Origin of the sequence: Acidovorax sp. LjRoot74 (assembly GCF_964254355.1) — a bacterium.
GTDB lineage: Bacteria > Pseudomonadota > Gammaproteobacteria > Burkholderiales > Burkholderiaceae_C > Acidovorax.
Genome location: NZ_CAXUTI020000001.1, coordinates 1455792 through 1470626, shown reverse-complemented (window position 1 = coordinate 1470626; position 14835 = coordinate 1455792). Strand labels below are relative to the sequence as shown.

Here is a 14835-nt window from a genome sequence, read left to right as displayed (position 1 = left end):
GCTCTGACCTCCGGGCCACACGGCCTTGGTGTCCGCCTTCCCCAGGCGGCAACGAATGCGTCTCCCGCGAGACGGCCCACCTCCCCGCTCTCCACACTGCCGCCGCAAAAGGTTGCGGCCTCGTGTGGCGCGGGTTCGGGCGGCTATTTTTCAACCGTTGAATCCATGCGCGCCGCCGCCTCGTACCCATGGCGAGAACGCGCCAAACAAAGCTTTGCGGCAATTGCAAACAAATGTCTCCCCACAATTCGCAGCAGAAACGTATGGCTACACTTTGTCAAACGCCTGACACACCGGTGAGATAGGCCCACAACGCCCCACCCACCCGGAACGAGACACACAGAACACCGTGACATCCAGCCCAAAAACAACCGGCGCCCCCTCCATCCTGCTTGCATTGATCGCCGTCGGTCTGATCTCGCTGCCCGCCCCCGTTGCCAACGCACAGCCCTCCAAGTCACGTGACGCGGCGACCAAGGAGAGGGCACAGGCCAGGCCAGAGCGCGACGGGACGCGCAACAAGCCAGCGTCAGCCGAGCCCGGTGCCAGTGCAGCTGCAGTGGCGACGCTCCCGCAGCTGCCATCCCGGCAATGGAAGGTCAGCCTCAAGGACCTGGGCATGGCACGCCCTATCGCCTTGCGTGGCGTGGACAGCGAAGCCAGTGTGGGTGTGGGTGTGCGGCGCGATGAAGCGGTGGAGACAGCCCGGCTGCGCCTGACTTTCACCCTGTCTCCTGCGTTGATCCCTGCGCTGTCGCACCTCAAGGTGATGCTCAACGACGAGACACTGCAAACCCTGGTGCTCGACAAGGAGCGCCTGGGCACACCACAAACGGTTGAGCTCAACATCGACCCGCGCTACTTCACCGACTACAACCGCTTCCGTTTCCAGTTCATCGGCCACTACACGATGGAATGCGAGACACCCAACCATTCGAGCCTCTGGGCCACGATCAGCAACGAAAGCCAGATCGAGCTGTCGCTGCGCCAGATTCCTCTGCGCGACGACCTGGCGCTGCTCCCCGCTCCGTTTTTCGACCCGCGCGACAACCGGCCGGTGAACCTGCCCTTCGTCTACGGCAACAAGCCAAGCAAGGGGGCACTCAAGGCCTCGGGCTCCATCGCCAGCTGGATCGGCATGCTGGCGGGTTACCGTGGTAACCAGTTCCCGGTGTTCGAGAACCAGTTGCCACGCCAACACGCCGTGGTACTGGCCACTAACGACAACCGCCCGGCCTTCCTGCAGAACCAGCCCCTTGTGGAAGACCCCACGCTGTCTGTCGTGCCCCATCCCGATGTGCCAGGAGCCAAGCTGCTGCTGGTGATGGGCAAGGACGATGCCCAGCTGCAAATGGCGGCCGACGCATTGGCCCTGGGCAAGGCGGTGCTCTCCGGGCAGAGCATCGCGGTCAAGTCGCTGGAGTACCCGGCCCTGGCCAAACCGTACGATGCCCCCCGCTGGATCACGACCGAGCGGCCCGTGAAGCTCGCCGAACTGGTTTCCGGCGCGGGCGACCTGCAATTGCGCGGCTCGGTGCTCAACGACACGGTGAACGTCTACACACGCATGGCGCCCGACCTGTTCACCTGGAATGCCAAGGGCGTGCCACTGGACCTGACCTACCGCTACACGCCCAACAGCGTGTCGGACCACGGCGCGCTGAACATCTCGATCAACAACCAGTTCATCCAGTCCTACCCGCTGCAGTCGCGCGAGGACCGCACCAGCGGCAAGAGCACCATCATGCTGCCGCTGTTCGACGATGGCAGTGCCCAGACCCGTTCGGACTTGAAGATTCCGGCGTTCATGATCGGCGGCGACAACCAGCTGCAGTTCGCCTTCCAGATCCCACCCAACGACCTGGGTCGCTGCCGCTCGGCCCCTCCTACCGAGCTGTTTGCCGCCATCGATCCCCAGTCCACCATCGACCTTACGGCCTTCCGCCACTACCTGGCCATGCCCAACCTGGCGGCCTATGCCAACAGCGGTTTCCCCTTCACCCGGGTGGCCGATCTGGCGCAAACCTCCGTCATCCTGCCCAACCAGCCCACCCCCGCCGATGTGGAAGTGTTCCTCACGGCCATGGGCCGCATGAGCGCCTCTACCGGCTACCCTGGCACGCGCTTCACACTGCTGCACGCAGCCGAGGCCGACAAGGCGGCCGATACCGACATCCTTGTGATCTCACAGGGTGACAGCGATGGCCTGCTCGAAAAGTGGAAAAGCCACTTGCCGGCTCTGCTCGCGGCGGGAGCACGTTCGGTGCAGCCCCTGGAGCGCGCGATGGGTTCTTTCATTGACCTCTTCAACCTTGAACCCCACCAGCGCCTGTCGGCCTCGGGCGGCCAGGCCATCCTGCAGGGCAAGGGCCCGCTGGCGGCTGTCACGGGATTTGAGTCGCCCCTGAGCAGCGGGCGCACGGTGGTGGCCCTCACGGCCACTGACAAAGACGCCATGTCCCTGCTGAGCCTGGGCCTGAACGACGCGGGCAAAATCAAGAGCCTGCGTGGCGACCTGGGCCTGATGCGCGGGGACGCCATCGAAAGCTTCCGCATCAAGCCCGTGTACTACGTGGGTGACCTGCCCTGGTGGCAGCGCCTGTGGTTCCACATGCACAGCCATCCGCTGCTGCTGGCCCTGGTGGGCATTGGTACCGGCCTGCTGCTGACTTTCATTGTTTATGCCGCGCTGCGCAGCATGGCACGGCGCAGATTGGCTGCACACCATGACTGATTCCATCCGCCGCCGCACGGCCCTGCAAGCAGGCGCCGGTGCCGCCCTCCTGTCCTGCCTCGCGGGTGCACAAGCCCAACCCACCAGCACAGGCCGCTCCACATGGCCCGCCTGGGACACGTTCAAGGCCCAGTTCATCAACGAGGGCGGCCGCGTGGTGTCCGACGATGATGGAGGCGGGCAAACCTATTCGGAGGGCCAGGCCTACGCACTCTTCTTTGCTCTTGTGGCCAACGACCGGCCCATGTTCGACAAGCTGCTGCGCTGGACCGAAAACAACCTTTGTGAAGGCGACATGACCGCGCGCCTTCCCGCATGGCTCTGGGGTAAGCGCCCCGACGGCAACTGGGGCGTGATCGACAGCAACGCGGCCTCGGACGCCGACCTGTGGATCGCTTACGCACTGGGCGAGGCCGGCCGCCTGTGGAACGAGCGCAGTTACCGCGCACTCGCAGCCCTGCTGGCCGCACGGGTGCTGCGCGAGGAAACCGCCGACATCCCGGGCCTGGGCCCTACGCTGCTTCCTGCCCCCAAGGGCTTTGTGCAGCCCAATGGCCGCTGGCGCCTGAACGCAAGCTACATGCCCATGCACCTGATGCACTGGCTGGCCGCCAGCGATCTGGACCCGCAGTGGAAGAAGCTGGTGGACAGCTCGATCAAGGTGATTCAGGGCTCCTCGCCCAAGGGTTTTACCGCCGACTGGACGGTGTACGACGCCAGGCAGGGCTTTCTGGTCGATACCGAGGGCAAAGAGAAGGGGCAAGGCACCTACAACGCCATCCGCGTCTACCTCTGGGCGGGTGTGATGCATGCCGAAGCCCCGGGCCGCAAGGTGCTGCTCGACACCCTGGCTCCCATGGCCCGCTACGTGCGCGACCAGGGCTACCCCCCCGAGTCGATCGACATCCTGACCGGGCAGGCTTCAGGCCCTGCGCCCTCGGGTTTCTCGGTTGCCTTGCTGCCTTTTCTGCGCGCGGCGGGCGACGACAAGGCGCTGCAATCGCAGCGCATGCGCCTGGAAGCACGCCCCCTGCGGCCCAAGGCTTACTACGAACAAGTACTGGCCCTGTTCGGCCAGGGTGCATTCGACGGACAGTACCGCTTTACGGCGGCAGGCCAGCTCATGGCGCGGTGGAAGCCGTGACCCGAGCCCCCCGCCGCTCCCGCTATTGGTTGCCCTCCATCACCCTGCTGGCAGCAGCCTGCCTTCCCCCTGCCCAGGGGGTGCACGCCAGCACGCCGTCGGCCGTCGAAGCCGAACTGCTCAGCGGTGCGCGCATGTGGGCCTCCAAGAACCGCCCAGACATGGCCCGCCAACTGGTTGATAAGGTTCTGGCCATGGACCCCAACTCTCCGCAGGGCCTGGGTGCGCTCGGTGACCTTGCACTGCGCGAGAAAAAGATGGACGACGCCAAGCGCGTCCTCGACACCTTGCGTGCGCGCCATCCCGGCCATCCCGTGACCCAGGAGCTGGAAACCCTCGTGCGGGTTTATGGCAGCGACCGCGAGAAGCTTTCGCAAATGCGCCTCATGGCGCGCGCGGGCCGCAAGGCCGAGGCTGCCGACCTGGCACGTGAGCTGTTCCCCCAAGGCCCTCCCACCCTGGGTGGGCTGGCGTTGGAGTACCACCAGATCCTCGGGTCCAGCACCAAACGCAATGCAGACTCGCAGCGCCAGCTGGGCAAGCTGTACCAGGAAACCGGGGAATCGCGCTACCGCCTGGCGCAGCTCGAAATGCGCATGTACCAGGGAGAGAACCCCACCACCGTGGCACAGGAAATCGAATCGCTGGCCAAGCAACCCGACATCAACGCCCAGCAATTGCAGGACCTGTGGCGCCGTGCCATGGACCGGCTGGCCAACACCTCCGCCAACCTGCCCCGCGTACGCGCCTTCCTGCAGCGTTACCCCGGCGACCAGGCCATGGAAGACCGCCTGGCCGCCATGCAACAGGCCGCGGAGCGGGCTGCCCGAGCTGCCCGCGACCCCGCCAACCTGGCACGCAATGCTGCACGGACAGCCCTGGACCAGGGCAACACCGAGTTGGCAGAAGAACAGCTGCAGGCCGCACTGGCATTGCGCCCCAGCGACGGAGACAGCCTGGGCAACCTCGGGCTCATCCGCCTGCGCCAGGGCGAACATGCCCAGGCGCAGGAACTTTTTGGCCAGGCCTATGGGCTGACCCGCCAGGGCAAATGGAAAGAGCTGCAGGAGACAGCCCGGTTCTGGGGCTTTCTGCGGCAGGCTGATCGGGCCATCGAGAAGAACGAGCTGTCCACGGCAGCGAGCCTCGCGGAACGGGCGTTGGCCCTGCAACCCGGCAGCGCAGAGGCACTGACCACGCTGGCCAGCATCCGCGACCTGCAAGGTGACCATGCGCTGGCCGAAAACCTGTATCTGGACGCTTTGCGGCATGAAGCCAGCAGCAGCGCTGCCGTCAAGGGGCTGGCTGGCCTGTATGCCCGCACCCAACGATCGGCCAAAGCACTGGCCTTGCTGACCGAGGCCACCACCCGTGACACAGCCCTGGGAGAAAAGCTGGCTGGCACGCAGGCCGACATCTTGGTAGCCCAGGCCGACGAGCACCTGCAGGCCCAGCGTCTCAGCGCTGCGTTGCGCGCCCTCGAATCCGCCGTGGTACTGACCCCTGGCGACGCCTGGGTGCGGCATCGCCTGGCACGGTTGTACCTGCGGCTGAACCTGCCCAAGGAAGCACTCAATGTCATGGACGAGGGCATGGCGCGCTCCGCAGCCACGCCACCGGGAACGGACCGCAGTTCCATGCTGTACGCGCGGGCGTTGATCCGCTCTGCGGTGGATGACGACCGAGGGGCGTTGGCCGATCTGGCGCAGATTCCATCCGGCGACCGCACCGAATCGATGCAGGCGCTGACCCAGCGTGCCACCATCAAGTCGCTGGTGGCGCAGGCCACCGCCAGCGGCCAGCCCGCCGAGGCACGGGCCCTACTCGCCCAGGCCGAGCAAACCGCAGGCAACGATGCCGAGCTGCTCTACACCGTGGCCAATGCCTGGTTCCGCCGGGCGCAGCCCCAGCAAGGGGTGGCTGTCTTCAACCGGTTGGCAGCCCGAGTGTCCCGCATGGAGCTGGAGGCGCAGCTCGACCATGCCCAGTTGCTCAACCGCGCGCAGGACGATGCAACACTGGCTGAACACCTGACCCGACTATTGCAATCACCGGGCTGGAGCATCGAACAAGAAGCACGCCTCGTGGCCCTCTACACCGCCCACCGCGAGCGGCTCATCGAACAGCAGCGCCAGTCTGGAAACCTTAGCGAGGCCGTGCGCATGGCGCGCCAACCCCTGCAGCTGCCAGCCACTGCCGCCTCTCCCAGTGCGGCCCAACAGCGTGCACAGACGCAGGCCCGCCTGCTGATGGCTGCGGGTGAGTATGCCGACGCAGCCCGGCTGCTTGCACCGCTGGTCCAAGCGCAGCCCGATGGCCTGGACCTGCGCATGGCCCTGGCAGATGCGCTGTCTCGCCTGGGCGATGCACGCGGCACCACCGAGCACGCTTTGTGGCTGCAAGACCATCTGCCCTCCGATAACGCCAGCCAGCAGCTGGCGCTGCTGCGCATCTGGCAACGCGCAGGCCGCATGGAAGAGGCCCGTGCCCTCTCCACACGTTTGCTGCAGGCTTTTCCGCAGGACAGCGACGTCCTGCTGCATGCAGCGCGGCTGGAGCGCGCCAGCCGCAACTATGCGCAGGCGCTGGTGTTCTTCCGCAGCGCTTTGATGCTGGAGACACGTGGTGCCTCCCCTGCCACCGCCGAACCCACGCCCACCGAGGCGATGGATAGCGAGTCCCCACTGGCGCTGCAAAAGAGCTACATGCTTTCGCTGCCCGTGGATCCAGTGGTGGTGGCCAAGATTCAGGGCGAAATCGATGCCATCGAGGCTCGGCGACAGGTATGGATCGAGGCCGCACACACCGGTCTGCGCAAGAACTCCACCGAGGGCATTTCCAGTCTGCGGGGCTGGGAACGCCCCCTCGTCGCCTGGATGCCACGTGGCTACGACGGCCATTATTTTTTGCATGTGGATCGGGTCAAGCTCAATGCTGGCGACTTGCCTGCCGACGGCTCGGACCTGCTGGACTTTGGCCAGATGGCCGCTCTGCCCCCGGGCTCGCCCCTGCCCTACCGCCGCCAGCGTGGCTCGGGCACCAACCTGGGCTTCGGTTTTGTGGGCGACGATGTTCAATGGGACATCGGCACCACTGGCGTTGGCTTCCCGGTGACCAATGTGGTGGGGGGACTGGCCCAAACTGGCAATCTGGGCCGCTACAGCTACAAGCTCGAAGCCTTCCGGCGACCCATCACAGGCAGCCTGCTGTCCTATGCAGGTGCCCGCGACCCGGTGTCCGGTGAGATCTGGGGTGGAGTCGTGGCCACGGGTGCCGCCGCGCGCCTGTCCACCGACTTCGGTCCCTACAGCAGCTCGGTGGCCCTGAACCTCGCAGCCCTCACTGGAAAGAACGTGGAAAACAACACCCGCGCCCAACTGCGTGTGGCCGTGGACCGCGACATCTGGCGCGGCAGCCACAGCCTGGTCAACATGGGCGTGACGTTCTCGGCGTGGCACTACGGCAAAGACCTGTCGGAGTACAGCTTCGGCCACGGCGGCTACTACAGTCCACGCAGTTACGCATCGATTGCGCTGCCTGTGGAATGGAGCGGTCGCAGCGGTGCCCTCACCTGGCTGGCGCGGGGTTCGGTATCGGTATCGCGCAGCAGCAGCGCCGATAGCGACTTTTTCCCCCAGAGCGCGCTGCTGCAGGCTTTGGCGCGTACGCGCCTGGTGGAAAGCGGCAATGTGCCGGTGTACCCGGGCAGTTCAGGCTCGGGGTTTGGCCGGTCGTTCCGGGGCGTGCTGGAGTACCAGGTCACACGCAATCTTTCGCTCGGAGCCCAGCTGGAGCTGGACCGCTCTGCCTACTACGCGCCCACCAATCTAATGGTGTATGGCCGCTACCGCTTTGACCCGGTGCTGGCGCCGCTGGAAAACCGCCCACGCCCCGTCCAGTCCTATTCGAGTTTTTGAGATGTCCACCGCCCTTTCCTCCACGCGCAAAGGCACTCCGTCCCTTGGGGGCGCGCGCGCCTGGCTCCGGCGCTTGCGCCTGGCATCCGGCCAAGGGCCTGATGGTGACGCAACCGCCACACAGATCGGCATCGAGGGCCTGCCCGATGGCGTTGGTCAATTGCCAGTGCACGTCCCTGTCTCCTTGGTTGCGGCCGATGCGCCCAGTGCAGCGCTTTGGTTCCCCGCGCTGCTGGAGGACGCCCTCGCCGCAGGCCCCGTGGGGCTGGCCGCGTCCGACGCATCGTGGGTGGACGGCCTGTTGCACCGCCCCCCCCTGCGGGCCGCCTACCATGCTGGCCGATTGCAGCTGTGGGTGCTCTCGCCCGGCCTGCAGGCCGAGGTTCGGCGCCATGGGCTCCTGTCCCTGATGCAGGAACTGGAACGCACAGGATTGAGCGATGCACATGCGCTGTTTGTCTGCGACGCCCAGGGCCTGCTTGCCGGACTCAGCGTGACAGAGCTGGCCCGGGTGAGCCGCCAGCTCAGCACCCTGTGCCGCGAACGCGCACGCCCTGTAGTGCTGGGATTCTTCCCGCCGCTGGAGCCCGAGGTGCTTCTGCCCGCCTTGCGCAACCTGTGCCAGATGTCCATGCACATTGCCACCTTGCGCACCGATGCCGACCGCTGGAGCCTGGGCCTGGAGCGCTGGAACACGGACGCAGGCGCCCTCTTCCAGACGGCCTTTGGGCTGCTGCGCAACGAGGCATCGGGCCGCCTCGCAGCGGACGGAACGCGCACCCGGGGCGCTGTGCGCGAACTGGTGGAAGCTGCGGACCAGTCCGAGGTCATCGCCACGCGCGCTTCGGTCGAAGGCCAGCGTGGCGTGCCGGGCCACTGGCGCATCGTCGAAAGTCTGGCCGACATGGAGATAGCGGCCGCCGCCAGCGTGGCTGCCACAGTGCTCCTGGATGCAGGCCAGGCATCGGACTTCGAGCCACGTGCGCGCCTGGTGCACCACCTGCGCCTGTCTCGCCCGCTCACACTCAAGATAGTGATGCGGGAAAACCTGGGAAAGCTGCGCACACACAGCGAGCAGGCCCTGCTGCAACTGGGTGCCAGTGCCGTGGTCTACAAGGAAGTCGGGTTTTCACGGCTCTTGCAATTGCTGCAGGACATCAACGCCCAAAGCCACAGTCGCAAGGTGCACCCCGACTACGAGCAGGCACTGGACAGCTTCATGCCGGCACGCGAGCGGGGCTACCAACCCCCTGCACATTTCTGCGCCCTGGTGCGCAGCATGCTGGACCGTACGCAGGCGATTGGCCTGTCGCACAGCCTGGTGCGACTGAACGTGCTGGCGCAGATCCCGCACCTGGATGCGCTGCGCGCGTGCCACACCGCACGCGACGGCGATCTGTTCACAGCAGACCATGAATCGGTTTATGTCTTCCTTTTCGCCTGCCGCGAACCCGATGTGGGCTTGGCATTGCACCGTCTTTTTGCCTTGCCCTTGGCCCAGTTGTTCTCTTCTGAGGCCATCGACTGCTCGGACACAGGCATCCGAGCCATGACAGGGCACCTGCAAGAAGCCCTGCGCAAAGGCCTGCCAGACTACAGTGCGCTGTTGGACCATGCCCCGGCGGCAGCAGCCGTCGCTATTACAGCGCCAACCTCCGCGCCGCCCTCTTCTTCACCCACACTGCCTGCGGACACTGGCGGCGCGCATGTCGCGGTAGGCCCCAGCGTGCAGCACCGCCCCATTGCACGGCGAGCCGTGCCACGCCCTTCCACGAGGTCCATCGCATGACGCTGTTGATGTTGCTGCTCTACATGCTGCTGGGCGCCCTGCTGGCCTGGCCCTGCTGGCTGCTGCTGCGCAGAGCACAACGTGCACGCCAGCCACTGCGCTGCGTAAAACCCTACCGGCCTGGACTGCCGCAGACGGGTGCAAGCGACACGCCAACGGCGCCGCCCGCCTCCTGAATGAACGAATGAACAGAGACTTTGCATGCGTGTGATTGCCGTTGTATCGCCACTCGGAGGAGCGGGACGAACCACCCTGACCGCCCACCTGGCTACGCTCCTGGCACGCCAGGGACAGCGCAGTCTGGCGGTGGAACTGTGCGCCCAGAACCTGCTGGGTAGGCACCTTGGCATGCGCGAGGCCAGCGCTACGGGCTGGGCGCGCGCTGCCGCCAATGGGCAGTGGTGGGCCGATGGCGGATTTGACAACTCGGACGGCGTGCGAGTCCTGCCTTTTGGCGAGTCGTCCCTGGAAACTCTCCACACCCTGCACCAGATGCTGCAGGTGCAGCCACGCTGGCTGCAGGACCAGATCGAACTGCTGGACATTGCCTCCGATTGCGTTGTGCTGCTGGACACCCCCTTGTGGCCCTCTCCGTGGGCCCAGGCCGCACTGCACTGCGCCGACACCGTGCTGGTTGCACTGGAAGCCTCTGCCCGTGCCTGCTCGGCCCTGAACGGCGTGCAGACCCTGCTGCGCAGCACAGCAGCAGCTCCCAGTGAGCAAGGTGTGCTGGTCACACGCTTTGACCCACGCCGGGTTTCCCACCGCGAGGCCTTGCAGACCCTGCGCGAACAATGGGGCGATCGCCTCATCCCCTACACCTTGCATGAGGACGAGAACATCGCGCGCGCGCTGGCCCGCGCAATGTGTGTGGGCCACCTGGCGCCCCAGGCACAGTCCGCCCACGACCTGCAGGGCGTATGCAACTGGCTGATGGGCCAGCATGCGGCCCCTCCGTCCATGCTGATTCCTGGCGTCACCCAACCATGACCCACCTGCACGATACGGGTGCAGTACCCCACGCAGGCGCATCAGAGCCTGCAAACGAGGGCTCCGGGCCAGGCTGGATCGGCCGCTGGAAACACTGGCTGGCACAACAGCTGGAAGTGGCGCCTGGTGCTCCGTGGTGGATGTGGTTGTGGCGCTGCATCGTGCTGCCGGCCACGCCCGAGCGCGCCCTGTTGGCTTGGTTACTGCAACCGGTGCCCTGGCTGCTCGCAGGGCTGGGGCTTGTGCTGCGCTGGAGCTGGAAAGGCCTCACACTGCTGCTGAAGGGTGTGTTCTGGCCCATCCGCCTCTTCCTGCGCGCGATGGACAGGCTGGCCGCCCATGTCAACGTGGAGAAAGGCATGCGCCTGGCCGACCAGGTGCTGTCTCCTGTCATGGAAATCCCTGGGCTGCGGTGGGTGGTGCTCACCGTGGGCCTGCTGGCTGGGCTGGTGGTGATGACTACCCCGTTCAACTGGTTCGGGCAGACGCTGTTCATGTTGCTTTGCTGGGCGCTGTCTCTGGTACTGCGCCGCCTGCCAGGGCGCTACCCCTCGCTCGCGCTGGCAGCCATCAGCCTGCTGGCCATGGGGCGCTATGCCTGGTGGCGGATCACTTCGTCCATCGAGTTCGAATCGGCCATTGAATCCTTCCTGGGCTACGGTCTGCTGGCTGCCGAGGCCTACACCTGGCTGGTGGTGGTGCTCGGTTTCATCCAGACCGCCTGGCCCCTGCACCGCCGCCCGGCCGACCTGCAGGGACAGCCCGCATCCTGGCCCACGGTCGATGTCTATATTCCTACCTACAACGAGCCCCTGAGCGTGGTGCGAACCACGGTGCTCGCATCCATGGCACTTGACTGGCCCAAGGACAAGGTCAAGGTCTTCATCCTAGACGACGGTCGGCGCGAGGAATTCCGTGAGTTCGCAGAGTCCATGGGTGTGGGCTACATCGTGCGCCCTGACAACAACCACGCCAAGGCTGGCAACCTCAATCACGCGCTCTCCAAGACCGACGGCGAACTCATTGCCATCTTCGACTGCGACCACATCCCCACACGCTCCTTCCTGACCACGGCCGTGGGCTGGTTCCAGCGCGACCCGAAGTGCGCCATGCTGCAGACGCCGCACCACTTCTTCTCGCCCGACCCATTCGAGCGCAACCTGGGCACTTTCCGTCGTGTACCCAACGAAGGCGCGCTGTTCTACGGTTTGATCCAGGACGGCAACGATTTCTGGAACGCCACCTTCTTCTGCGGCTCCTGCGCGGTAATACGGCGCGGCCCGCTGCTGGAGGTGGGTGGCATCGCAGTGGAGACCGTGACCGAGGATGCGCATACCGCGCTCAAGCTGCACCGGCGCGGCTATACCACGGCCTACATCAACGAAACGCAGGCGGCTGGCCTGGCGACGGAAAGCCTGTCCGCCCACGTGGGCCAGCGCATCCGCTGGGCACGCGGCATGGCGCAGATCTTCCGCGTGGACAACCCCTTCCTGGGTAAAGGCCTCACGCTGTGGCAGCGCATCTGCTATGCCAATGCCATGGTGCACTTCTTCTTTGGGCTGCCCCGGCTGGTGTTCCTCACTGCGCCCATGGCCTTCCTGTTCTTCGAGTGGCACATCATCAACGCGGGCGCCATCATGATCGCGCTGTACGTGCTGCCCTACATCCTGCAGTCCAACATCGCCAACGCCCACGTACAAGGCGAGCACCGGCACACCTTCTGGGCAGAGGTCTACGAGACGGTGTTGGCATGGTACGTAGCCCTGCCCACCACCGTGGCGCTCATCAACCCGCGCCTGGGCAAGTTCAACGTCACGGCCAAGGGCGGGCTGGTGGACGAGCCCTATTTCGACTGGGCCATCTCACGCCCCTACACTGTGTTGGTGCTGCTGAACTTTGCAGCCTTTGGCATGGGAATCGTGCGCCTGTTCTTCTGGAATACGGAAGAAACGGCCACCGTGCTGCTGAACTTGCTGTGGACGGTCTACAGCATCCTCATGCTGGGTGCCGCACTGGGTGTGGCCTCCGAGGCGCGCCAGGTGCGCCGCATGCACCGCGTGGCCACCCGGTTGCAGGCCACGTTGTACCAGGATGACGGTACGGTGCTCCAGGCCGTTTGCATCGACTTCTCCATGACGGGTGTGGGCCTGGAGCTACCCGAGGGCACCCGGCTGGCAGTGGGCGAAAAAGTCCAGGTGGGCCTGTGGCGCGGTCATTCCGAATGCACTTTTCCGGCCACCATCATGCTGCACCGGGGCCAGGGCGCCACGGGCCTGCAATTCGATCCCATGACCCGCGAACAACAAATCGACCTGGTGCAATGCACCTTTGCCCGCCCCGACACCTGGCAGCAATGGAACGACAGCCATGACATCGACCGCCCCTTGCACGGCCTGCAAGAGATCGCCCAGCTCGGTGTGCTCGGTTACCGCAAGTTCTGGGGCTCGCTTCTGGAGGCTGCCCGTAGCCGCTGGAACCGGGGGCGCCAACCTGGGCGGCAGGGGCTGGGCGCATGAGCTACTGGAACCTGTACTTCCTGGTCAAAGTCGGCCTGCACTTCACGGGCTACATCGGTTTTAGCTGGTGGCTGAACCTGTTACTGTGGCTGGCGCTGCTACCGACCATAAAGCACCGACTGCTGCGGCGCACGCGCGCCGTGCTGACCTGGCCGGCGGCGATTGCACTGCTCTACTACGACTCCTACCTGCCCACCCTGGGGCGTGTGCTTTCACAGATCAAGGCCCTTGCGGGCTTCAGCGCGGACTACTGGATAGAGTTGGCCGGACGTCTGGTGAACCCCACCGCGGTGGTGGTGGCTGTAGCCGCTGTCTTCCTGTATGCAGCATTGGCACGTCGAGTGCGCTTTGCCACCTTTGCCCTGGCTGGCATCCTGAGCGTTCCTCTGGTGGCGACCCTCCAGGAGCGTGAAGCACAGATCCGCAATGACAGCCGCGTGCAGGCCAATCCAGGCGACGGCACCCCCGTGGCTGGAGCCGACCCGGCGGACCCCGACGCCTTGTTGCAGAAGTTCTATGCCAGCGAAAGCCAGAAACGGATGCAGTTCAGCACAGGGGGTGGGGCGCCGCCGTTCGACATCATCCTGCTGCATGTGTGCTCACTCTCCTGGGACGACATGGAGTTTGTGGGCCAACGCGACAACCCGTTGCTCAAACGCTTTGACGTGCTGTTCACCAACTTCAACAGCGCCGCCAGCTACAGCGGACCGGCGTCGCTGCGCGTACTGCACGGCTCCTGTGGGCAAACGCCCCACAAGAAGCTGTACGAAGGCATCGACCCACAGTGTTATGTGTTTCCCAACCTGGAGAAAGTGGGCTACCAGACTGCAGCACTGCTCAACCACGACGGTGTGTACGAGGAGTTTGCCCACGCGCTGGAGCAGCGTGGCGGTTTGACTGGCAAGCTGCAACCCAATCAGAGTGCACCAGTCCACATGCAGAACTTCGACGGATCGCCGATTTACAACGACCATGCGCTACTGTCGCAATGGTGGAAAAAGCGCAGCAGCGAGCGGGGGAACAACCCTGTGGCGCTGTACTACAACACCATCTCGCTGCACGACGGCAACCGGGTGCCGGGTATGACGTCCCGCAGCAGTCTGGACACCTACAAGCCTCGTCTGGTCCAGTTGATGGCTGACTTCGACAAGTTCATAACGGAGCTGGAAACTGCGGGCAAACCGGTGGTGGTAGTGCTGGTGCCCGAGCACGGCGCATCGCTGCGTGGCGACAAGATTCAAATCTCGGGCATGCGCGAGATTCCCGGGCCTCGGATCACGCTGGTGCCAGCCGCCGTGAAACTGGTGGGCCTGAAAAAGCCCGCCAGCACCGAGCCCCCTGCCCCCCTGGTGGTGAACCAGCCCATGAGCTACCTGGGCCTGTTCACACTGCTCGGAGACATGTTGAGTGACAGCCCTTACGCAGATTCTGCGCGCCCCCTGTCCGAACGACTTCAGACACCCGAAACAACGTCGTTCGTGTCGGAGAACGCCGATGTGATCGTGATGCGCAACGCTGCGGGCAAGTACCTCATGAAATCAGGCAACGGAGAGTGGATTCCGTATTCCTACTAAGCCCCTGAATTGCTTCACACCGTCCCCCAAAGAGGGCGGCGCCCTCGCGGTGGGCCGGCTATTTCGCGGCTTGCACGGCGTTACAGGCGAGGGCTGTGCACACATCGCAGGGGTCTAGGATGGCGTTGGATTCGGTAAATTCCACCCCCTCCGGGCCCACGAAGCCCTCAG

Annotated in this window: 8 protein-coding genes; all 8 read left to right on the top strand. The window is 65.1% G+C overall.

Annotation, left to right across the window (positions count from 1 at the left end):
• Nucleotides 1–349 precede the first annotated feature (349 nt).
• From bcsB to bcsG, 8 genes are read left to right on the top strand one after another with little or no spacing between them, the layout of a single operon-like run.
• Nucleotides 350–2734: a cellulose biosynthesis cyclic di-GMP-binding regulatory protein BcsB gene (bcsB, locus tag ACSQ3O_RS06770; RefSeq protein ID WP_436138291.1), complete on the top strand. Its 2385-nt coding sequence runs from the start codon at nt 350–352 to the stop codon at nt 2732–2734.
• Nucleotides 2727–3878, top strand: a complete 1152-nt coding sequence (bcsZ, locus tag ACSQ3O_RS06765) for a cellulose synthase complex periplasmic endoglucanase BcsZ (RefSeq protein ID WP_436138290.1) — start codon at nt 2727–2729, stop codon at nt 3876–3878. Before bcsB ends, bcsZ begins: the two co-directional genes overlap by 8 nt.
• A complete protein-coding gene (locus ACSQ3O_RS06760; protein WP_436138289.1) occupies nt 3875–7795 on the top strand; it encodes a cellulose synthase subunit BcsC-related outer membrane protein in 3921 nt (1306 codons plus the stop codon). The genes bcsZ and ACSQ3O_RS06760 overlap by 4 nt, the downstream gene beginning before the upstream one ends.
• 1 nt (nt 7796) lies before the next feature.
• Nucleotides 7797–9584, top strand: a complete 1788-nt coding sequence (bcsE, locus tag ACSQ3O_RS06755) for a cellulose biosynthesis protein BcsE (RefSeq protein WP_436138288.1) — start codon at nt 7797–7799, stop codon at nt 9582–9584.
• Entirely contained in the window at nt 9581–9760 is a 180-nt protein-coding gene (locus ACSQ3O_RS06750; protein WP_137746090.1) for a hypothetical protein, read from the top strand. Before bcsE ends, ACSQ3O_RS06750 begins: the two co-directional genes overlap by 4 nt.
• Before the next feature lie 25 nt (nt 9761–9785).
• Complete coding sequence (gene bcsQ, locus ACSQ3O_RS06745; RefSeq protein ID WP_137746089.1) at nt 9786–10574, top strand: cellulose biosynthesis protein BcsQ; 789 nt, start codon at nt 9786–9788, stop codon at nt 10572–10574.
• Entirely contained in the window at nt 10571–13090 is a 2520-nt protein-coding gene (gene bcsA / locus ACSQ3O_RS06740; RefSeq protein ID WP_436138287.1) for a UDP-forming cellulose synthase catalytic subunit, read from the top strand. Before bcsQ ends, bcsA begins: the two co-directional genes overlap by 4 nt.
• A complete protein-coding gene (gene bcsG / locus ACSQ3O_RS06735; protein ID WP_436138286.1) occupies nt 13087–14664 on the top strand; it encodes a cellulose biosynthesis protein BcsG in 1578 nt (525 codons plus the stop codon). The genes bcsA and bcsG overlap by 4 nt, the downstream gene beginning before the upstream one ends.
• Nucleotides 14665–14835 lie beyond the last annotated feature (171 nt).

Coding starts and splice junctions, on each gene's coding strand:
- bcsZ (WP_436138290.1), top strand. CDS start 2,727: ATGACTGATTCCATCCGCCGCCGCACGGCCCTGCAAGCAGGCGCCGGT.
- bcsE (WP_436138288.1), top strand. CDS start 7,797: ATGTCCACCGCCCTTTCCTCCACGCGCAAAGGCACTCCGTCCCTTGGG.
- ACSQ3O_RS06750 (WP_137746090.1), top strand. CDS start 9,581: ATGACGCTGTTGATGTTGCTGCTCTACATGCTGCTGGGCGCCCTGCTG.
- bcsQ (WP_137746089.1), top strand. CDS start 9,786: ATGCGTGTGATTGCCGTTGTATCGCCACTCGGAGGAGCGGGACGAACC.
- bcsA (WP_436138287.1), top strand. CDS start 10,571: ATGACCCACCTGCACGATACGGGTGCAGTACCCCACGCAGGCGCATCA.
- bcsG (WP_436138286.1), top strand. CDS start 13,087: ATGAGCTACTGGAACCTGTACTTCCTGGTCAAAGTCGGCCTGCACTTC.